The sequence below is a fragment of the Pseudescherichia sp. genome (genome assembly GCF_031998825.1).
Lineage (GTDB): Bacteria > Pseudomonadota > Gammaproteobacteria > Enterobacterales > Enterobacteriaceae > Pseudescherichia.
In genome coordinates, this window is the sequence record NZ_DAMACX010000003.1 from 95,451 (window position 1) to 115,309 (window position 19,859).

Here is a 19,859-nt window from a genome sequence, read left to right on the forward strand (position 1 = left end):
AGGAGCCCGTAGTGACCACCAGGCAGCACTCTTCCCTGCGCATTGTCTTTATTCTTGGCCTGCTGGCCATGCTGATGCCGCTCTCGATCGATATGTATCTGCCCGCGCTGCCGGTGATTGCCCAGCAGTTTGCCGTCCCTGCCGGCAGCGCCCAGATGACCCTGAGTACCTATATTCTTGGCTTTGCGCTGGGGCAGCTGCTCTACGGTCCGATGGCGGACAGCATTGGCCGCAAGCCGGTGATCCTCGGTGGTACGCTGATCTTCGCCGCAGCGGCGGGGGCCTGCGCGCTGGCGCAGAGTATCGATCAGCTTATCACCCTGCGCTTTTTCCACGGCCTGGCGGCGGCGGCGGCAAGCGTGGTGATCAATGCCCTGATGCGCGATATCTATCCGAAAGAGGAGTTCTCGCGGATGATGTCGTTTGTCATGCTGGTCACCACCGTTGCGCCGCTGCTGGCTCCGATGATTGGCGGCGCGGTGCTGGTCTGGCTAAGCTGGCATGCTATCTTCTGGATCCTGGCCATCGCCGCGCTGCTGGCCTCGCTGATGATCTTTTTCTTTATCAGCGAGACGCTTCCGGTCGAGCGGCGTCAGCCGTTTCACATTCGTACCACCCTCGGCAACTTCGCGACGCTGTTTCGCCACAAGCGGGTGCTGAGCTATATGCTTGCAAGCGGTTTCAGCTTTGCGGGCATGTTCTCGTTCCTGAGCGCCGGACCCTTTGTCTATATTGAGCTTAACCACGTTCTGCCGCAGAACTTTGGCTACTACTTCGCGCTGAACATCGTCTTTCTGTTTGTGATGACCATTATCAATGGTCGATTCGTACGACGGGTAGGGGCGTTGAGGATGTTCCGCGCCGGGCTGTGGATCCAGTTCGTAATGGCGCTGTGGATGGTATTAAGCGCCGCGTTTGACGTCGGCTTTTGGGCGCTGGTAGTGGGCGTCGCCGCCTTTGTCGGCTGCGTTTCGCTGGTGGCTTCTAACGCCATGGCGGTTATTCTCGATGAGTTTCCCCATATGGCAGGTACCGCCTCGTCGCTGGCGGGGACGTTCCGCTTTGGTATCGGTGCCATTGTTGGCGCGCTGCTCTCCCTGGCAACCTTTACCAGCGCCTGGCCGATGATCTGGTCTATTGCCTTCTGCGCAACCAGCTCGATTCTCTTCTATCTCTACGCCAGCCGTCCTAAACGCGGCTAGCGCACTCCCCAAGGGGGCAAAACTGCCCCTTTCTTTGACACATATCATCCCAATTTATTGTTAGATTGCTATCATTTGTTTCTTTTATGTAAAATCCATTTGTGTAAATGTCACACTGTTGTAGTTAAAAAGGTTGAGTTAGATCGCAGAAACGGGTACATATACCCCCAAAAGGTGAGGCGGGACATCATCCGATCACCCTAATAATGAGGCTGCTAACCTTGTAAATTCAAGGATGTAAGCGGTTACCACGTCGTGACAGGATGAAATGTCAATGATGTGTTAATATAGATGTAAATGAATTGTGAAGTGATTGCTTCGGGGAAGAACATGAATAGCTTAAATCTCTCTATTGTGCATCGGTTACCCCAAAGTTACCGCTGGCTGGCAGGATCTGCCGGCTCGCAAGTCGAACCGATCCCATCGAACGGCCAGAGCGGTGATAACTGCCTGGTGGCGTTAAAGCTGCTAAGTCCGGACGGCGATAACGCCTGGCCGGTGATGCACAAGCTTAGCCAGGCGCTGAGCGATATCGAAGTTGACTGCTCCGTCCTCGAGTGTGAAGGCGAGCCGTGCCTGTTTGTTAATCGCCAGGATGAGTTTGCTGCTACCTGTCGCCTGAAAAACTTCGGCGTGGCCATTGCTGAGCCGTTCGCCAGCAATAATCCTTTCTAACCCTGGCTGAGCGCCAGCAGCTGGCGCGTATAGTCGTGTTGCGGATCGGCAAATACGCGCTGGCACTCTCCCTGCTCAACCACTTCGCCCTGTCGCAGGATAATCACCTGGTGACATAGCGCCCGCACCACCTGCAGATCGTGGCTGATAAACAGATAGGCCAGCCGGTGCTTCTCCTGCAACGACTTTAACAGGCTCAGGATTTGCGCCTGCACGGTGCGATCCAGCGACGAGGTTGGCTCATCCAGTACGATCAGCTCGGGCTGTAAAATCAACGCCCGGGCGATGGCGATCCGCTGGCGCTGACCGCCGGAGAACTCTGCCGGGTAGCGGTGGCGGGTTTCAGGATCGAGGCCCACCTCCTGCATCACCGTGATAACCCGCTCCTCGCGTGCCTGTGGAGTCAGCGCTGGCTGATGAACGCGCAGCCCCTCCTCAATAATCTGCTGCACGTCGAGGCGCGGATTAAGGGAGGAGTTGGGATCCTGAAAAACCACCTGCATCCGATGACGCACCGGCAGCATCTGTTTACGCCCCCGCTGATGCAGCGGCTGGCCGTCAAAGCTAATCGTTCCCTGCGAGGCGATCAAACGCAGCAGCGCCAGCCCGGTGGTGCTCTTGCCCGAGCCGGACTCGCCCACCAGGCCCAGGGTTTCTCCCGCCCTTAGGGTAAAGCTCAGATCGTTGACCACCGGTTTATAGCCGACGACGCGCTTAAATACGCCCTTGCGCAGTGGAAAGGCAACGCCGAGGCGATCCACTTCAAGCAGCGTCGGCGCGTCAGTCGGCAGCGGAACCGGGTCGCCCGCCGGATCGCTTGCCAGCAGGCGCTGGGTGTAAGGGTGCTGCGGCGCGCTAAACAGGGTTGCCGCCCGGCTCTGCTCCACGCAGCGGCCGTTGTGCATCACCGCCACGCTGTCCGCCAGCCTGCGCACTATATTCAGGTTATGGGTAATAAACAGCAGGCCCATATTCAGCTCGTCACGCAGCTCGCGCAGCAGCTGTAAAATCTGTGCCTGCACCGCGACGTCGAGGGCGGTGGTAGGTTCATCGGCGATAAGCAGCTCCGGGCGGGTAAGCAGCGCCATGGCAATCATCACCCGCTGGCGCTCGCCGCCGGAGAGCTGATGCGGGAAATCCCCCAGCCGTGCCCGGGCGTTACGAATGCCTACCCGATCGAGACAGGTCAGGATCTCAGCACGCGCCGCCTCGCGCCGCATGCCGCGATGCAGGGAGAGCACCTCATAGAGCTGCTTCTCCAGGGTGTGCAGCGGGTTAAGCGATACCATCGGCTCCTGGAAAATCATGGCGATCCGGTTGCCGCGCACGCCGCGCAGGGTCTGCTCGCTGGCATGGAGCAGCGATTCACCGTGAAAGCGAATATCTCCGCTGGGATAGATCACCGGCGGAGAGGGAAGCAGGCGCAGAATCGACAGGGCGCTGACGCTTTTGCCAGAGCCGGACTCGCCTACCAGCGCCAGGGTCTCACCGGCCTCGACCTGCAATGACAGATCGCTGACCACGGTGCGCAGCTGGTTCTGGTGACGGAAGGCTATCGAGAGCGAATCAATGGTGAGCAGGGGAGTCATATCAGAGCGCCTTGTTGGGATCGAACGCGTCGCGCACGGCTTCGCCAATGAAGATCAGCAGCGAGAGCAGCACCGCCACCGACAGGAAGGCAGCAATACCCAGCCACGGTGCCTGCAAGTTATTTTTACCCTGTAACAGCAGCTCCCCCAGCGAGGGGGAACCCAGCGGCAGACCGAAGCCGAGAAAGTCGAGCGAGGTCAGGGTAGTGATAGAGCCGCAGAGGATAAAGGGCAGGAAGGTGAGGGTGGCGACCATCGCATTGGGCAGCATATGGCGGAGGATAATACCGCGATCGCTTACCCCCAGCGCCTGCGCCGCGCGGATATAGTCGAAGTTGCGGGTACGCAGGAACTCTGCCCGCACCACGCCGACCAGGCTCATCCAGCCGAAGATCACCGTGATCGCCAGCAGCCACCAGAAGTTTGGCTGGATCACGCTGGAGAGCAGGATGATCAGAAACAGGGTTGGCATCCCCGACCAGACCTCAATAAAGCGCTGGCCCCAGAGGTCGATCCTGCCCCCGTAGTAGCCTTGCAACGCCCCGGCCAGCACGCCAATCACGCTGGAGCAGAGGGTCAGCATCAGGCCAAACAGCACCGAGATGCGTGTGCCGTAGAGGATGCGCGCCAGTACGTCGCTGCCGTTGGCATCGGTTCCGAACCAGTTCTGCACTGACGGCGGCGAGGGGAAGGGGGTATCGGTGGCAAAGTTAATGCTGGTGGCACCAAAACGCACCGGGGCCCACAGCGCCCAGCCGTGGGCGGTGAGCTGCTGTTGCAGCCACGGATCCTGATAATCCGCCGGGGTGGCAAACGCGCCGCCAAACTCGGTCTCGCTGTAATCCTTAAACACCGGCACATACCAGCGATCCTGATAGTGCACCAGCAGGGGCTTATCGTTGGCGATCAGCTCTGAGGCGAGGCTCAGAAGAAAAATTACCGCGAAGATCCACAGCGACCAGTAGCCGCGGCGGTTATGGCGAAAGCGCGCCCAGCGGGCCTGGTTGACGTGGCTTAATCGGCGCATCAGCGACCCTCAAAATCGATACGCGGATCGACCAGCGTGTAGCTGATATCGCTCAGGATATTCAGCAGCAGGCCAATCAGCGTGAAAATATAGAGCGTACCAAACATCACCGGATAGTCCCGCGACACGGTCGCCTCATAGCCCAGCAGGCCGAGGCCGTTGAGGGAGAACATCACCTCGATCAGCAGCGAGCCGGTAAAAAACATGCTGATAAAGGTGGCAGGAAAACCGGCGATCACCAGCAGCATAGCGTTACGGAAGACGTGGTTATGCAGAATAGCCCGCTCGCTCACCCCTTTTGCCCGGGCGGTGACCACATACTGCTTGCGGATCTCATCGAGAAACGAATTTTTGGTTAGCATGGTCAGCGCCGCGAAGCCGCCGATCACCGTCGCCAGCACCGGCAGGGTAATATGCCACAGGTAGTCGGTAATTTTTTGATACCAGGGCAGGGCGTCAAAGTTGGCCGACACCAGCCCGCGCAGCGGGAAGAGATCGTAGTAGCTGCCGCCCGCAAACAGCACAATCAGCAAGATGGCGAACAGAAACGCGGGAATGGCGTAGCCAATGATAATAAACGCGCTGCTCCAGATATCGAAGCGGCTGCCGTTGTAGACCGCTTTACGGATCCCTAATGGGATCGACACCAGATAGATAATCAGCGTGCCCCACAGCCCAAGGGTAATAGAGACCGGCATGCTGTCTTTAATCAGCTGCAGCACCGAGGCGCTGCGAAACAGGCTGTCGCCAAAATCAAAGCGTACGTAGTTCCACAGCATGGTGAAGTAGCGCTCGTACAGCGGCTTATCAAAGCCGTAGCGTTTGGTGATCTCGGCGATCACCTCTGGATCCAGACCGCGCGCGCCGCGATACTGGCCTTCGCCAACGTTGCCGACGCCGGTGCGGGCGTGGGTGGCACCCATGCCTTCTCCGCCGCCGCCCGGCACGCCGCCCTGGCTGCCGAACTCAATGGCGGCAATCGCCTGGTCCACCGGTCCGCCGGGGGCGATCTGAACGATAAAAAAGTTAATGGTAATGATCGCCCACAGGGTAGGGATCACCAGCAGCAGGCGGCGGATCAGATAGGCACCCATCGTCTCGTATGCTCCTTAGCGCCTGTCGGCAGGCAGTTTTGCTGCTTTATTGACGTCGTACCACCAGGTATCAAACCCGAGGGAGTAGATTGGACGTACCTCGGGCATGGAGAATTTGTCCCAGTACGCGAGGCGATCCGCGGCCATATACCACATCGGCAGCATGTAGTAGTTCCAGGTCAGAACGCGGTCCAGCGCGCGCCCTAGCGGCAGAAGCTTCTCTTTATCTCCCTGGTTGGCGACAATCTGCGTCAGCAGGGCGTCAATCACCGGGCTGCTAACGCCTGGCGTATTATAGGTAGAATCAAGGTATTGCGATCCCCAGGAGATCTGCAGGTCGGTGCCGGGCCATGGCATGGCGCGCACGGTGCGCGGCATCATATCAAAGTCACGGCTGCGCAGGCGGTTGGTGAGCTGGGAGTTATCTACCTGGCGCACGTTCATGGTGATACCCAGCCGCTCAAGGTTATGCTGAAAAGGCATCACCCACAGGTTATTTGCCCCTGAGGGAAGCAGCAGTTCAAAGCTAAAGGGTTTGCCGGTTTTGGCATTCACCCGCTGCTTATTTTTCAGCACCCAGCCCGCATCGTCCAGCAGCCTGCTGGCCTTCAGCAGGTTAGGGCGATCGAAGCCGTCACCCTTTGACACCGGCGGCTGGTAGATAGCGTTGAACACCTCCGGCGGCAGATCGGCCTTCATTGGCGCAAGCAGAGTAAGCTCGGCCGCATCCGGATAGCCGCGTGCGGCGTACTCGGTATTCTGGAAATAGCTGTTGGTGCGGCTATAGGCTTTATAGAACAGCGCTTTGTTCATCCACTCAAAATCAAAGGCGAGGGTGAGCGCCTCGCGCACGCGGCGGTCGCTAAACAGGGGACGCTGGTTATTAAACGCCAGCCAGCGCGTATCCTGGGCGGATTCGTTTTTCAGCTCCCGTTTAACAATTTGGTGATTGCTGAAGTTTTTACCGCTGTAGCGGGTGGCCCAGTTTTTGGCATCGCCCTCGGTACGCATATCAAACGCACCCGCCTTGAAGGCTTCAAAGGCCACGTTATCATCGAGATAGTAGTCGTAGCGAACGCTGTCGAAATTCCAGCGGCCGTGGTTAACCGGCAGGTTTGCCCCCCAGTAATCTTTCACCCGGCTATAGACAATATACTGGCCCATTCGCCACTTGCTGATGCGGTACGGTCCGCTGCCCAGCGGCGGGGTAGCGAGAGGATCGCTGAGCTTGTGATCTTTCCAGAACTTCTCCGGCATCACCGGCAGGGTAAGCAGGCTGAGCAGATCCTCTTTGCCCGGCTTCGCAAGCCGGATGCGCACCGTAAGCGGCGCAATGGCTTCCATCGTTGTGCCTTTATAGATCAGACGAAACTGCGGCACCCCTTCGGTCATAAATTTGTGAAAGGTGAAGGCGACGTCGCGGGCGGTAATCGGCGACCCGTCATGAAAGGTGGCCTGCGGGTTGAGAGAGATCTCCATCCAGGAGTAGTCATCGGCATAGCGCGCTACCTCGGCGATCAGCGGATAGTAGCTGCCCGGCTCGTCGTCAGAGGTGGTAAAAAGCGAGTCATAGAGCGACTCCGTGCGCACCCCGGCATTGCCGCGCAGGGCAAAGCGGTTGAAGTTATCAAAGGTGCCGATTACCGACAGGGTGACGCTACCGCCTTTGGGGGCCGCCGGATTAACATAGTCAAAATGGGTAAAGTTGATAGCGTATTTCGGTTCGCCAATGACGGCAAAGGCATAGTTCTCTTTAATAGCCTGCGCCTGACAGGTAAAACAGATCAGGGCAAGCAGCAGAGCAGAGAGGCGCGCAAACGTCATCAGGCAGTATCCTTTTACCGGGCGCTGGAGGTCAGTGAATGATAAGTGACCTTGGGGATATTGTGAATATGATTCACGCGCTATTGCACGGGGTAAAATTTGCCTGGTAACAAAGCAAAAAAAAGCGCTGCCGTGGCAACGCTTCTATTTATTATGTTTTCTCGATACCGGCCAAGGGAAAACCGGTCCCGGGTAATTAGCGGCGTAGTAATTAGCTACGAACTAAAACGCGGCGCGCTTCATTGTAGCGCTTCTTCCAGTATGGCTCGTCCAGATTGGAGATCATCACACCGCTGCTGGTGGACGCATGGACAAATTGGTTATTACCAATATAGATGCCAACGTGACGTCCCGTAGAGCCGGCGCGGAAGAGAACCAGGTCGCCGGTACGCAGGCCGGTGCGCGATACCGATTTACCCATCTCCTGCTGTTCGTAGGTCGAACGTGGCAGCTCCAGGCCAAACTGTTCACGGAAGGTGCGCTGTACGAAACCAGAGCAGTCGATACCGCGTTTGGTATCGCCGCCAAGACGGTAACGCACGCCTTTCCAGCTGGCGTATTGATCCATAAGCCGCGATTTAACGTCGAGATTACGAACCATACTTTCAAATTCATCCTGAGAGGCTTGCAGTGAAGAGGCATCTTCTGTGCCCACAACATGCGTCTCAGGGTGCATATTCTTTGCGGTATTTGTCGAACAAGCTGAAAGCAGTGCCGCTACTGCAATCGCGGGGATAGCCCGCCAGAGATATCTCAGGAACGGTTGAGATTTGACCATGTTGCTTATTTTCCCTTGAAGTCCTTAACGATAAATAATCGTTATAAAATGCCAAACGTGACGAGCCTAATTACTTGCGCACTGAGAGACAATTCCTCTTGGTCAAATCTGTGGTGAAACGCACAAATTAATTCACAGCGGGAATATTTATCTCTGTGAGGCGAAACGTCATCGAGATTACCCGATCGTATCCCCCATTGCGAGTAGTTTTATACGATTTTTTATAAGAAATTATGATAGACAAAGTGGAAAAAATGATTTGGGCAAAAAACGTGCAATTTGGCTTAAGGAGTATTCAACCTGTTAATTTGTAAACAAATTTAAGTGACAAAATGATGACAAATTACGCGGAACGGTAAAAATTTGTGTCAGGGATCCTAATGTATCCCTGACGCTTTTTGTTAATGTCAATCGTTTAAATGTTATTAAATTGTTTATTTTTAATGGGCAGATATCGATCTGATAGCGAAATGACTTTATCACTATATGACGTAAGCAAGACCCACGGCAGGCCAATTAGCACCGCAGAGAGCGACCCGACGGCGATATCGCTAAACCAGTGAGCGCCGATCATTACCCGTGGAAAGGCAAAGACCACAAAAATAATCAGGGAAACGATAAACGTTTTTACGCCAAAATAGCGCAGCATAAATGTAGAAAAAATAAGCAGCATCATGCCGTGATCGCCAGGGAAACTATCTTTCGAGGCATCCTTGGTGGGAATATTCAGCAGTTCGCTCACCCGCCAGATATCGCTGAAATAGAGGGTAGGGCTGGCGCGCTTAACCGGATAGAGGTGCTGTGCCAGCTGGTTTATCACCAGCGCCGTTATCAGCATCGTTAAGCCAATAGCTACAATACGCCGACGACCCATGCTGTCGGCTTTTACCCAGAACGCGAGCATGACGCAGCCCATCGCCAGCAGCGAGCAGGCGTCGAACCCGCGATTATTGGTGATTGCCACCAGCCACAGGAAGGTGCGGCTCTCCACCAGCAGATGATTGAAAAAATGAAAAATCGCGGAGTCCAGCGTAAACCAGGCACCATGATTGACGGGCAGATACCAGGATAAAAACAGTGCCAGCCCGGCAACGTTAAGCAGTAATATAAGCGGCAGTCGGTTTTTCATTATTCCATCACGGCAGATTCTAAAGCCGCAACGTTAATCCTCATCCGCTAAACGAAGCTTCAACAGAGCGGACTGAAGCGCATTCCAGTCTACGTCATGATCGGCAATCAGCTCGATGCGGCTGTCCGGCGGGGCGACGTTTTGCGTCTCAATACGGAAATCTTCGCCCTGGCGATTAATACGTACCAACCCCTCGGCAATGCGCATGACGCCTTTTACTCGTCCAGCCGGAGCCAGACGCGCCCACTCCAAAATCCCCACGGTATCAAAGCGTGTCTCAGCATCAAAAATCCAGCCGCAGGCGTGATGGCCCTGGCCGCTGTTCAGGCTGCGCCGCCAGCGCTGGTGAGCAGGCAGGCTCAGCGCCGCTAGCCCCTTTTTCTCTCCGTGGCCATGATTGTGTTCGGCGCTGGTGGGCAGCTCGCGGCGGTTGCGGCGAGGCGTATCCAGCAGCGCAGGATCGATCTCGCCCTGGGTAGCCGTCAGCAGCTGACGGTCGCCGCCAAACTGCTGCCACCACTGGGTCAGCGCCGCCTCGCTTTCAGGGGTTGCGCGATCGCGTTTATTAGCGACGATGATATCCGCCGCCGCCAGCTGATCGCGGAAGTTTTCATTAGTGACCGCCTTTTCATCCAGCAGCTGGCGTGGGTCGAGCAGGCAGAGGGTGGCGCGCAGGTCGATCCACGGCTCGTAGACCTCCGCAGTGAGGATATCGAGGATCTGTTTCGGATGGCCCAGCCCGGTTGGCTCAATCAGCAGGCGGTCGGGTTTACCCTGGCGCAGCAGCGTATTCAGCCCCACCTGCATCGGCAGGCCGTTGACGCAGCACATGCAGCCGCCGGGGATCTCTTTTAGCAGCGCGCCGCTTTCTGCCATCAGCGCGCCGTCAATGCCGACCTCACCAAATTCATTGACCAGCACGGCCCACTCCTCCCCCTCCGGCTTGTTCGCCAGCAGATGTAATATAGAGGTCGTTTTGCCGGTGCCCAGGAAGCCGGTAATCAAGTTGGTCTTAGTCACATTCACTCCAGAAATAGTCCTGCCCGCTAAAGGGCGTCAAAACGATCCCATCATCCTGGCGAAAAAAGAGTGAAAAGAGAAGGGCAACCGCGGACGGCAGCATTTTCCGTCCGCGTTAAAGGCAGGAAAGGTTAACGCTGTAGCGTGGCGATGACCGCCCGATGCGCGCCCTGGGTGGCGATACGTTGCCAGGCGGCTTCAATGGCGGAGACAAAGGTTGGGTTATGCGGCAGGTCGCTGCCAAAAATTTCGCTGAGGGAGAGCAGGGCCGCAACGCGCGCGTCCTCGCTGCTCTGAGCCACCTTCTCACGGAATTTCTCCGCCAGCGGATCGCGCACCTCAATGGCCTGGCCCGCGTCATCGACGCCGCTGACGTAGCGCATCCAGCCCGCCACGCCCAGCGCCAGCAGCGGCCACTCTGTCCCGCGCTCCAGGTGCAGGCGAATACTCTCCAGCATACGTTGAGGCAGCTTCTGGCTACCGTCCATCGCAATTTGCCAGGTGCGGTGCTGAAGCGCCGGATTAGCAAAGCGCGCCAGCAGGCTTTCGGCGTAGTCGGTTAGATCGACGCCGGTAATGCGCAGCGTTGGGGCCTGCTCATCCAGCATCAGACGACGGGCGGCATCGCGGAAATGCGCGTCGGCCATACAGTCGTTGATGTGGGCGAAGCCAGCCAGATAGCCGAGATACGCTAAAAAGGAGTGGCTGCCGTTGAGCATCCGCAGCTTCATCTGCTCCCAGGGGAGAACGTCATCAACCATCTGCACGCCAGCGGCTTCCCATTCCGGACGCCCGGCGACAAAGTTGTCTTCGATGACCCACTGAATAAAAGGCTCGCAGCTGATGGCGCAGGGATCGTCCACCCCCAGCACCTCGGCGATCTCGGCCAGCGAGGCGTCGGTGGCGGCGGGAACAATGCGATCGACCATCGTGCCCGGGAAGCTTACCTGCTCGCCGATCCACTCTGCCAGCTCGGCGGAGCGCTGCTGCGCCATCCCCAGCACGGCATTTTTCACTACGTGACCGTTATCCGGAATGTTGTCGCAAGAAAGGACGCTAAAGGGAGGCAGGCCTCGCTCGCGGCGGCGGGAGAGGGCCTCAACCAGAATGCCTGGCGCGGAGTGCGGCGCCTGCGGGTTCTGCAGATCGTGCATGATGCGTTCGTTGCGGGTATCCAGTTTGCCGGTGGCCGGATCGATGCAGTAGCCTTTCTCGGTGATAGTCAGGGAGACAATCGCCACCTGCGGCTCGCAAAACTTCTCAATAATGGCTGCCAGCGAGTCGAGCTTCGCGTTAAGGCACTCCTTCACCGCACCCACGACAATCGCCTGATTTCCCTCTGCGCCTTTCTCCAGCACGGTAAAGAGATGATCCTGCTCGCGGAGCTGGGTCATTAACGTGTCGCCGCTAAACAGGCTGATCTCACAGATGCCCCAGTCACCGCCTCGGGCGTTCAGTACCCGATCGGTTAAGAGTGCCTGGTGAGCGCGGTGAAACGCACCAAACCCGAAGTGGACAATGCGCGAGCGCAGCGCCTGACGATCGTACCCTGGCTGTTGAACGTTTTCCGCGAGGGCAACAGAGGCAATAGTTTTCATGACCAATACACCTGATTAACCAATAATTAACAAAATGCAGTGTAAAGTTATATGACAGCAAATTGAATTGGTGTGCCCCAAATATCTGAGGAACGTGAGCTGGATCAATCAAAGATAGCGGACCAATTGACCCTTCCCGCGAAACATGTATGGTAGTCAACATCTGTATGAGCCATATTGGTATAACAACTTTATTGAGGATGAGGCGATGGAACAAACCTGGCGTTGGTACGGTCCGAACGATCCGGTTTCACTTGATGATGTGCGTCAGGCAGGCGCAACGGGCGTAGTCACCGCGCTACACCACATCCCTAATGGGCAGGTGTGGCCGGTTGAAGAGATCAAACAGCGCCAGGCGCTGCTGGCTGAAAAAGGGTTAACCTGGTCGGTCGTTGAGAGCATTCCGGTACACGAAGAGATCAAAACCCACAGTGGCCAGGTTGACACCTGGATTGCCAACTACCAGCAGAGCATCCGTAACCTGGCGGCCTGCGGCATCGATACCATCTGCTACAACTTTATGCCGATCCTCGACTGGACCCGTACCGATCTGGAGTATGAGCTGCCGGACGGTTCGAAAGCCCTGCGTTTCGATCAGATCGCCTTCGCCGCCTTCGAGCTACACGTTCTGAAGCGTAAAGGTGCGGAAGCGGACTACAGCGAAGAGGAGCAGCGTCAGGCGCAGGCATACTTCAACGCAGCCAGCGAGGCGGAGATCGACAAGCTGACCCGCAATATTATTGCTGGTCTACCGGGGGCGGAAGAGGGCTACACGCTGGACCAGTTCCGCGCCCGCCTGGCGGAGTATGACGGCATCGATAAAGCGCAGCTGCGGGAGAATATGGCCGTCTTCCTGCGGGCGATTGTTCCGGTAGCGGAAGAGGCAGGTGTGCGCCTGGCGGTGCATCCGGACGATCCGCCGCGCCCAATCCTCGGCCTGCCGCGTATTGTTTCTACCATTGAAGATATGCAGTGGTTAAAAGAGACGGTCGACAGCATCAACAACGGCTTCACCATGTGTACCGGCTCCTACGGCGTGCGTGCCGATAACGATCTGGTGAAGATGGTAGAAACCTTTGGTGACCGTATTCACTTCACCCACCTGCGCTCAACCTGCCGGGAAGAGAACCCAAAAACCTTCCACGAGGCGGCGCATCTGCACGGCGACGTCGATATGGTGGCGGTGGTGAAAGCGATTTTGACCGAAGAGCAGCGGCGTAAACAGGCGGGCGATCTGCGTCCGATCCCGTTCCGTCCGGATCACGGCCATCAGATGCTTGACGATCTGCGGAAGAAAACCAACCCTGGCTATTCGGCTATTGGCCGCCTGAAGGGGATGGCGGAAGTGCGTGGTGTGGAGCTGGCGCTGAAGCAGATGCTGTTCCGCGATTTATTATAAGTTTTCGTGAACTTACGTAGGCCGGGTAAGGCGTTTAGCCGCCACCCGGCGTTCACTTACGGGATCTTAATCCGCGCGGCCCATGTAGCGGCTCTCTTCGATATGAATACGGATCTTCTCGCCGGTGGTCAGGTACTCAGGCACCTGGATCACCAGACCGGTGCTCAGGGTCGCTGGCTTAGTCCGTGAACTGGCCGATGCGCCTTTAATGCCCGGCGCGGTCTCCACAATTTCCAGATCTACCGTCTGCGGCAGCTCCAGCGCCAGCAGCTGACCATCCCACGTCAGAACCTGCATATCCGGCATGCCGCCTTCCGGCATAAACTGTAACTCTTCTTCAATCTGCTCTTTGGTGAAGATATACGGGGTGTAATCCTCTTTATCCATAAAGACGTATTCGTTGCCGTCCACGTAGGAGAAGTCAACGAAGCGACGGGTCAGGGTTACGGTATCAACGATATCATCGCCCTTGAAGCGCTCTTCCACTTTCAGCCCGGTGCGGACGTCGGCGAAGCGCATTTTATAGAGGGTGGCTGCGCCGCGGGCGCTGGGAGACTGAATATCGATATTTTTTACAATCAGCAGCTTACCGTTGTAATTCAATACCATACCTTTTTTGATTTCGTTCGCTCTTGCCATGATGGATCCTGTGCGGGAAAGTGGGAAAAATATCGCGACAAAGTACTCGCGAGGGGCGCAGTTGGCAAGCCTCTTCGCCAGGTTTTGCATCTTCACTACGAAAAGTGTTAGCGTCGGCATTTACTGCGCTATTCATCACTAAAAGAGAGCCGTTTTATGGAGTGTCGCCCGGACTGCGGAGCCTGCTGTACCGCCCCGTCAATCAGTAGTCCAATCCCCGGGATGCCCAACGGCAAACCGGCCAATACGCGCTGCGTCCAGCTCTCTGCGGATAACCTCTGCAACATCTTTGGCTCGCCCCTGCGCCCAAAGGTCTGTTCCGGCCTGCAGCCGTCACGGGAGATGTGCCTCACCAGCCGCGACGAGGCGATAACCTGGCTACTCCAGCTCGAAGCGGCAACCGCACCCTAAACGTCCTTAATCCGCGCCAGGCAAACGGCGGCCATCAGCGCCATCACCAGTGCGATCCAGAACACGGCGTGATAGCTCCAGATCTCCGCCACTACCCCGGCCATTGAGCCCGCGATGATCCAGCCGACGCGGGTGGTATTGGTATAGAGCGTAGTAGCGGCCCCGGCCTGGCCCGGCATCAGATCCTGGAAGTAGAGCATGCCAATCCCCGCCAGAATGCCGATATAGATGGCGTTCAGCAGCTGGAAGGCCAGCAGCAGAGCGGGGGTGTGCACCGTCAGCATGGCGATATAGAACAGCACGCCGCCTACCACTGCGATGCGCATCAGAAAGCGCTTCCCGAAGCGTTTTGCATAGTAGCCTGCAATCAGCATCGTTGGGATCTCCAGCCCGGCGGCGGTGCCCATCATCACGCCAGCCAGTTTCTCCGGCAGGTGCAGCTCTTCAATAATAAACAGCGGCATATTGATAATGTAGAGGCTGTTGGTGCCCCACATCAGGGTGCAGATAGTAAACAGCAGCAGAGCGTCGCAGCGGTTGGTGCGCGGCGCTTCAGCTACGCCAGTGGCGAGCCGTGGCTCTTTACGCATGGCGGGCAGAAAGAGCCAGACCATCACACCACAGACGATATAGGCTACCGCCGCGCTGAGGTACATCGTCGTAAAGCCAAACCCCATCGCCAGGGCGTAGGCCAGCGGCGGGCCAATCACCCATGCCAGCGACACCTGGGCGCGCAGGATTGAGCTGAACATCACCGCTTCCCGCCCGGTATGGTCAGCATGCTCCCTGGCAAGAGCGAACATCTGTGGGTTAGCGGTGGAGCCAAAGCTGCTCAGGAATACGCCAATGAACAGCAGAATAAAATAGTTGCGGTTCCAGGCAAACAGCACGCAGGACAGCACCCCGAGCAGGCAGCAGAAGACGATCAGGTTTTTCCGGCTGCCTTTACGGTCGGATCGTCCGGCCAGGAACTGGCTGACCAGGATGCCGATCACCGCGCTGCCGGTAAAGAAGAAGCCAACCATCGCTGGACGAACGTGCACCTCGTTAGTCAAAAACAGGCTCAGGGTAGGGGTCTGTAACGCCCCGGCGATGCCGGTTAAGAAGGCAACGATCAGGAACGCGGCAGAGGTGAAATCAACGGGTCTTGGGGCAGCGTCAGCAGGGGAAGTTTGCATCTTGGACTATCGTTTATCGTAGAGAGACGCGGATTTTACGCCGCTGGAGCGAAAATAGACAGCTATCGGACCGGGTTTTGCCACAAAAAAGCAAAACGCTATTTTGAAATAATTATCATTAAGGCTGACATTGCTGAAACAGGCCGCGAAGACGGCAAATTTTGTTCAGCAGCGCGTCGGCAAGCGGTAGAAAAATGTGCATTAGCTCTAAATTTTAATACCTAAATTAAGAGTTTCCTTGATCGATGGAGCAGTCTGAGCAAGACTTCGTGAAACGTTTCAGCGTCATCTGCCCGATCTTTCTTTGCGCCGGTGACGCTCCATTTCACCAGCTAGCTGAAACGATTCAAGTTCAGCAGGAGTGGAGATTCATGTTCCAGTTATCCGTTCAGGACATCCATCCAGGCCAGCAGGCCGGTAATAAAGAAGAGGCTATTCGCCAGATAGCGGGCGCGCTGGTGCAGGCGGGCAATGTGGCTGACGGCTACGTGGCCGGTATGCTCGCGCGCGAGCAGCAGACCTCGACCTTCCTTGGCAACGGCATCGCTATTCCGCACGGCACTACCGATACCCGTGATCAGGTGCTGAAAACCGGCGTGCAGGTCTACCAGTTCCCGCAGGGCGTCCTGTGGGGGGAAGGACAGGTGGCCTATGTCGCCATCGGTATCGCTGCCAGCTCCGATGAGCACCTGGGCCTGCTGCGCCAGCTGACCCACGTTCTGAGCGATGATGACGTCGCAGCCCAGCTACAGTCAGCGACGACGGCTGAAGAGCTGCGCGCCCTGCTGATGGGTGAAAAGCAGAGTGCCGGCATGAAGCTGGATAACGAGACGCTGACCCTCGACGTCGCCGCCAGCGATCTGGTGACTCTGCAAGCCCTGAACGCCGGACGCCTGAAAGAGGCCGGTGCAGTTGACGTTAACTTCGTGACCCGCGCCATCAGCGAACAGCCGCTGAACCTCGGCCAGGGTATCTGGCTGAACGACAGCGCCGAAGGCAACCTGCAGAGCGCCATTGCCGTCAGCCGGGCGGCAAACGCCTTTGACGTAAACGGCGAGCGCGCGGCGCTGCTGGTGAGCGTGGCGATGACCGACAACGGTCCGGAAGCGGTGCTGAAGCGTCTGGCTGACATTCTGCTGGCGAATAAAGCTGACCGCCTGCTGTCCGCTGATTCCGCCACGCTGCTGGCGCTGCTGACCAGCGATGATGCGCTGAAGGCTGACGTGCTGAACGCCGAGTTTGTTGTGCGTAACGAGCACGGCCTGCACGCTCGTCCGGGTACGATGCTGGTCAATACCATTAAACAGTTTAACAGCGACGTGACCGTCACCAACCTGGACGGCAGCGGCAAGCCGGCCAACGGTCGCAGCCTGATGAAGGTAGTGGCGCTGGGCGTCAAGAAGGGCCATCGCCTGCGCTTTACCGCGCAGGGCGAAGATGCTGAACAGGCGCTGCAGGCGATTGGCGAAGCCATCGCGAGCGGTCTGGGGGAGGGCGCATAATGAGCAGACGTGTAGCCACCATCACCCTTAACCCAGCCTACGACCTGGTGGGATTCACCCCGGAAATTGAACGCGGTGAAGTGAACCTCGTCCGGACTACCGGCCTGCACGCGGCAGGTAAAGGCATCAACGTCGCCAAGGTGCTTAAAGACCTCGGCATTGATGTTACCGTTGGCGGTTTCCTCGGCAAAGACAATCAGGATGGCTTCCAGCAGCTGTTCAGCGAGCTGGGGATTGCCAACCGTTTCCAGGTGGTGCAGGGACGTACCCGCATCAACGTTAAGCTGACCGAAAAAGATAGCGAGGTCACCGATTTCAACTTCTCTGGTTTTGAAGTGACCCCGTCGGACTGGGAACGCTTTGTCGCCGACTCCCTGAGCTGGCTGGGCCAGTTCGATATGGTTTGCGTCAGCGGTAGCCTGCCGGCCGGCGTCAGTCCGGAAGCCTTTACCGACTGGATGACCCGCCTGCGCAGCCAGTGCCCGTGCATCATCTTCGATAGCAGCCGCGAGGCGCTGGTCGCCGGGCTGAAAGCCGCGCCGTGGCTGGTGAAGCCGAACCGCCGCGAGCTGGAGATCTGGGCCGGGCGCAAGCTGCCTGAGCTGAAAGATGTGATTGAAGCCGCTCATGCCCTTCGCGAGCAGGGGATCGCCCACGTGGTGATTTCGCTGGGTGCGGAAGGCGCGCTGTGGGTTAACGCTTCAGGCGAATGGATCGCCAAACCGCCGTCAATGGAGGTGGTAAGCACCGTTGGCGCAGGGGATTCGATGGTTGGTGGCCTGATTTATGGCCTGCTGATGCGTGAGTCCAGTGAGCATACGTTACGCCTTGCGACCGCTGTCGCGGCGCTGGCCGTGAGCCAGAGTAACGTGGGCATTACCGATCGTACCCAGTTAGCCGCGATGATGGCGCGCGTTGACTTAAAACCTTTTAACTAACAGCAGGAGAGCATAATGAAAACGCTGCTGATTATTGACTCCGCTCTTGGACAGGCTCGCGCTTACATGGCGAAAACCCTGCTGGGTGCGGCGGCACAAAAAGCAAATCTGCAATTTATCGACAACCCGAATGAAGCGGAGCTGGCGATTGTGCTCGGCTCCAGCGTGCCAAACGACAGCGCCCTGAGCGGCAAGAAGGTGTGGCTTGGCGACGTAAACCGCGCCGTTGCACATCCGGAGCTGTTCCTGAGCGAGGCGAAAAGTCACGCCGCGGTCTACAGCGCCCCGGTCGCCACCGCTGCGACTGCCGCCCCGGCGGCGAGCGGCGGCGTGAAGCGCATTGTGGCGGTGACCGCATGCCCGACCGGCGTAGCGCACACCTTTATGGCGGCGGAAGCGATCGAAACCGAAGCCAAAAAACGCGGCTGGTGGGTGAAGGTTGAAACCCGCGGCTCCGTGGGTGCTGGCAATGCCATCACTCCGGAAGAGGTGGCCGAGGCGGATCTGGTGATCGTTGCGGCAGATATCGAAGTGGATCTGGCGAAGTTTGCCGGTAAGCCGATGTACCGTACCACCACCGGTCTGGCGCTGAAGAAAACCGCGCAGGAGCTGGATAAGGCCCAGGCGGAAGCCAAGCCTTACCAGCCTTCCGGCAAAGCCCAGGCGGCGACGGAAGGGAAGAAAGAGGGCGCGGGCGCGTACCGTCACCTGCTGACCGGCGTCTCCTATATGCTGCCGATGGTGGTGGCGGGCGGTCTCTGTATCGCTCTGTCGTTTGCCTTTGGTATCGAAGCGTTTAAAACCCCTGACACCCTGGCCGCTGCGCTGATGCAGATCGGTGGCGGCTCGGCGTTCGCGCTGATGGTGCCGGTGCTGGCAGGTTACATTGCGTTCTCTATTGCCGACCGTCCGGGTCTGACTCCCGGCCTGATTGGCGGCATGCTGGCGGTCAGCACTGGCTCCGGCTTTATCGGCGGTATCATTGCGGGCTTCCTCGCAGGCTACGTAGCGAAAGCGATCAGCCAGAAGCTGAAGCTGCCGCCAAGCATGGAGGCGCTGAAGCCTATCCTGATCATTCCGCTCTTCTCCAGCCTGGTGGTTGGCCTGGCGATGATCTACCTGATCGGTAAACCGGTTGCGGGTATCCTGACGGGCCTGACCCACTGGCTGCAAACCATGGGTACGGCGAACGCGGTACTGCTGGGAGCGATCCTCGGCGGCATGATGTGTACCGACATGGGTGGTCCGGTTAACAAAGCGGCCTATGCCTTCGGCGTTGGCCTGCTGAGTACCCAGACCTATGCGCCGATGGCTGCTATCATGGCCGCGGGTATGGTACCGCCGCTGGCGATGGGTGTTGCAACCATGGTTGCCCGTAAGAAGTTCGATAAAGGGCAGCAGGAGGGGGGCAAAGCCGCGCTGGTGCTGGGCCTGTGCTTTATTTCCGAAGGCGCAATTCCGTTTGCCGCGCGCGATCCTATGCGGGTGATCCCGTGCTGTATCGTAGGTGGCGCGGTGACCGGGGCTATCTCAATGGCGATTGGCGCGAAGCTGATGGCGCCGCACGGCGGTCTGTTTGTGCTGCTGATCCCGGGTGCGATTACGCCGGTGCTGGGTTACCTGGTGGCGATTGTTGCCGGTACGCTGCTGGCGGGTCTGGCCTATGCCTTCCTGAAACGTCCGGAAGCGGAAATGGCGGTAAAAACCGCGTAACGCTTGCTGGATCAAAAAGGGCAGCCCACGGGCTGCCCTTTTTTATGGGAAGAGAGGGAGGAATATGAGGGGCCGCAGTGGTTTCCGTTCACCTCATGGGCTGTGCTTTTCTGAAAAACCTACACACGTGAACGTGCCAGGGT

18 protein-coding genes are annotated in these 19,859 nt (G+C 57.7%); 8 read left to right on the forward strand and 10 right to left on the reverse strand.

Annotated elements, in window-relative coordinates:
- Positions 1–11: 11 nt before the first annotated feature.
- Entirely contained in the window at positions 12–1,202 is a 1,191-nt protein-coding gene (locus tag RTP97_RS02370; protein ID WP_312410512.1) for a Bcr/CflA family multidrug efflux MFS transporter, read from the forward strand.
- Positions 1,203–1,532: 330 nt separating this feature from the next.
- The gene (locus RTP97_RS02375; RefSeq protein WP_312212237.1) at positions 1,533–1,877 is read left to right on the forward strand and encodes a YejG family protein; all 345 of its coding nucleotides are present in this window, start codon (positions 1,533–1,535) and stop codon (positions 1,875–1,877) included.
- Here the strand turns inward: RTP97_RS02375 and yejF are convergent.
- The 8 genes from yejF to RTP97_RS02415 all read right to left on the reverse strand — a co-directional run bounded on the left by yejF (position 1,874) and on the right by RTP97_RS02415 (position 11,936).
- Positions 1,874–3,466, reverse strand: a complete 1,593-nt coding sequence (gene yejF, locus RTP97_RS02380) for a microcin C ABC transporter ATP-binding protein YejF (protein WP_312410514.1) — start codon at positions 3,464–3,466, stop codon at positions 1,874–1,876. The genes RTP97_RS02375 and yejF overlap by 4 nt on opposite strands.
- A gap of 1 nt (position 3,467) precedes the next feature.
- Complete coding sequence (locus RTP97_RS02385; RefSeq protein WP_312410515.1) at positions 3,468–4,493, reverse strand: microcin C ABC transporter permease; 1,026 nt, start codon at positions 4,491–4,493, stop codon at positions 3,468–3,470.
- Positions 4,493–5,587 carry a microcin C ABC transporter permease YejB gene (locus RTP97_RS02390; RefSeq protein ID WP_312410518.1) on the reverse strand — a complete coding sequence of 365 codons (1,095 nt, stop codon included), beginning with the start codon at positions 5,585–5,587 and terminating at the stop codon, positions 4,493–4,495. The genes RTP97_RS02385 and RTP97_RS02390 overlap by 1 nt, the downstream gene beginning before the upstream one ends.
- 15 nt (positions 5,588–5,602) lie before the next feature.
- Positions 5,603–7,411, reverse strand: coding sequence for an extracellular solute-binding protein (locus RTP97_RS02395; RefSeq protein ID WP_312410521.1), 1,809 nt, complete (start codon positions 7,409–7,411; stop codon positions 5,603–5,605).
- Positions 7,412–7,622: 211 nt separating this feature from the next.
- Positions 7,623–8,189, reverse strand: a complete 567-nt coding sequence (gene mepS / locus RTP97_RS02400; protein WP_312410524.1) for a bifunctional murein DD-endopeptidase/murein LD-carboxypeptidase — start codon at positions 8,187–8,189, stop codon at positions 7,623–7,625.
- A gap of 415 nt (positions 8,190–8,604) precedes the next feature.
- Positions 8,605–9,318 carry a phosphatase PAP2 family protein gene (locus RTP97_RS02405; protein ID WP_312410527.1) on the reverse strand — a complete coding sequence of 238 codons (714 nt, stop codon included), beginning with the start codon at positions 9,316–9,318 and terminating at the stop codon, positions 8,605–8,607.
- A 33-nt stretch (positions 9,319–9,351) separates the two neighbouring features.
- Positions 9,352–10,338 (reverse strand): GTP-binding protein, encoded by a 987-nt coding sequence (locus RTP97_RS02410; protein ID WP_312410530.1) that lies wholly within the window; start codon positions 10,336–10,338, stop codon positions 9,352–9,354.
- A 131-nt stretch (positions 10,339–10,469) separates the two neighbouring features.
- Entirely contained in the window at positions 10,470–11,936 is a 1,467-nt protein-coding gene (locus RTP97_RS02415) for a mannitol dehydrogenase family protein (RefSeq protein WP_312410532.1), read from the reverse strand.
- A gap of 208 nt (positions 11,937–12,144) precedes the next feature.
- On the opposite strand from RTP97_RS02415, the gene uxuA reads away from it, so the two are divergent.
- Positions 12,145–13,335 (forward strand): mannonate dehydratase, encoded by a 1,191-nt coding sequence (gene uxuA / locus RTP97_RS02420; RefSeq protein WP_312410533.1) that lies wholly within the window; start codon positions 12,145–12,147, stop codon positions 13,333–13,335.
- A 66-nt stretch (positions 13,336–13,401) separates the two neighbouring features.
- On the opposite strand, the gene yeiP is transcribed toward uxuA, so the two are convergent.
- Positions 13,402–13,974, reverse strand: a complete 573-nt coding sequence (gene yeiP, locus RTP97_RS02425; protein ID WP_312212227.1) for an elongation factor P-like protein YeiP — start codon at positions 13,972–13,974, stop codon at positions 13,402–13,404.
- 156 nt (positions 13,975–14,130) lie between these two features.
- Here yeiP and RTP97_RS02430 point away from each other — a divergent pair, with 156 nt between their 5' ends.
- Positions 14,131–14,385: a YkgJ family cysteine cluster protein gene (locus RTP97_RS02430; protein ID WP_312410535.1), complete on the forward strand. Its 255-nt coding sequence runs from the start codon at positions 14,131–14,133 to the stop codon at positions 14,383–14,385.
- On the opposite strand, the gene setB is transcribed toward RTP97_RS02430, so the two are convergent.
- Positions 14,382–15,563: a sugar efflux transporter SetB gene (gene setB / locus RTP97_RS02435; protein WP_312410537.1), complete on the reverse strand. Its 1,182-nt coding sequence runs from the start codon at positions 15,561–15,563 to the stop codon at positions 14,382–14,384. The genes RTP97_RS02430 and setB overlap by 4 nt on opposite strands.
- Between setB and RTP97_RS02440 the strand changes: the two genes are divergently transcribed.
- From RTP97_RS02440 to fruA, 4 genes are all read left to right on the forward strand, one after another.
- On the forward strand, positions 15,558–15,788 hold the full coding sequence (locus tag RTP97_RS02440; RefSeq protein ID WP_312410538.1) for a hypothetical protein: 231 nt from the start codon (positions 15,558–15,560) through the stop codon (positions 15,786–15,788). The two genes, setB and RTP97_RS02440, sit on opposite strands and share 6 nt — an antisense overlap.
- 146 nt (positions 15,789–15,934) lie before the next feature.
- The gene (gene fruB, locus RTP97_RS02445; protein WP_312410540.1) at positions 15,935–17,065 is read left to right on the forward strand and encodes a fused PTS fructose transporter subunit IIA/HPr protein; all 1,131 of its coding nucleotides are present in this window, start codon (positions 15,935–15,937) and stop codon (positions 17,063–17,065) included.
- Positions 17,065–18,003, forward strand: a complete 939-nt coding sequence (gene fruK / locus RTP97_RS02450; protein WP_312410543.1) for a 1-phosphofructokinase — start codon at positions 17,065–17,067, stop codon at positions 18,001–18,003. The genes fruB and fruK overlap by 1 nt, the downstream gene beginning before the upstream one ends.
- Positions 18,004–18,018: 15 nt before the next feature.
- Positions 18,019–19,716 carry a PTS fructose transporter subunit IIBC gene (fruA, locus tag RTP97_RS02455; protein ID WP_103819062.1) on the forward strand — a complete coding sequence of 566 codons (1,698 nt, stop codon included), beginning with the start codon at positions 18,019–18,021 and terminating at the stop codon, positions 19,714–19,716.
- Positions 19,717–19,859 lie beyond the last annotated feature (143 nt).

What these genes read in the sequence shown, in the direction of transcription:
- RTP97_RS02375 (WP_312212237.1), top strand. Translation starts at nt 1,533, where the DNA reads ATGAATAGCTTAAATCTCTCTATTGTGCATCGGTTACCCCAAAGTTAC.
- yejF (WP_312410514.1), bottom strand. Translation starts at nt 3,466, where the DNA reads ATGACTCCCCTGCTCACCATTGATTCGCTCTCGATAGCCTTCCGTCAC.
- RTP97_RS02385 (WP_312410515.1), bottom strand. Translation starts at nt 4,493, where the DNA reads ATGCGCCGATTAAGCCACGTCAACCAGGCCCGCTGGGCGCGCTTTCGC.
- RTP97_RS02390 (WP_312410518.1), bottom strand. Translation starts at nt 5,587, where the DNA reads ATGGGTGCCTATCTGATCCGCCGCCTGCTGCTGGTGATCCCTACCCTG.
- RTP97_RS02395 (WP_312410521.1), bottom strand. Translation starts at nt 7,411, where the DNA reads ATGACGTTTGCGCGCCTCTCTGCTCTGCTGCTTGCCCTGATCTGTTTT.
- mepS (WP_312410524.1), bottom strand. Translation starts at nt 8,189, where the DNA reads ATGGTCAAATCTCAACCGTTCCTGAGATATCTCTGGCGGGCTATCCCC.
- RTP97_RS02405 (WP_312410527.1), bottom strand. Translation starts at nt 9,318, where the DNA reads ATGAAAAACCGACTGCCGCTTATATTACTGCTTAACGTTGCCGGGCTG.
- RTP97_RS02415 (WP_312410532.1), bottom strand. Translation starts at nt 11,936, where the DNA reads ATGAAAACTATTGCCTCTGTTGCCCTCGCGGAAAACGTTCAACAGCCA.
- uxuA (WP_312410533.1), top strand. Translation starts at nt 12,145, where the DNA reads ATGGAACAAACCTGGCGTTGGTACGGTCCGAACGATCCGGTTTCACTT.
- yeiP (WP_312212227.1), bottom strand. Translation starts at nt 13,974, where the DNA reads ATGGCAAGAGCGAACGAAATCAAAAAAGGTATGGTATTGAATTACAAC.
- RTP97_RS02430 (WP_312410535.1), top strand. Translation starts at nt 14,131, where the DNA reads ATGGAGTGTCGCCCGGACTGCGGAGCCTGCTGTACCGCCCCGTCAATC.
- setB (WP_312410537.1), bottom strand. Translation starts at nt 15,563, where the DNA reads ATGCAAACTTCCCCTGCTGACGCTGCCCCAAGACCCGTTGATTTCACC.
- fruB (WP_312410540.1), top strand. Translation starts at nt 15,935, where the DNA reads ATGTTCCAGTTATCCGTTCAGGACATCCATCCAGGCCAGCAGGCCGGT.
- fruK (WP_312410543.1), top strand. Translation starts at nt 17,065, where the DNA reads ATGAGCAGACGTGTAGCCACCATCACCCTTAACCCAGCCTACGACCTG.
- fruA (WP_103819062.1), top strand. Translation starts at nt 18,019, where the DNA reads ATGAAAACGCTGCTGATTATTGACTCCGCTCTTGGACAGGCTCGCGCT.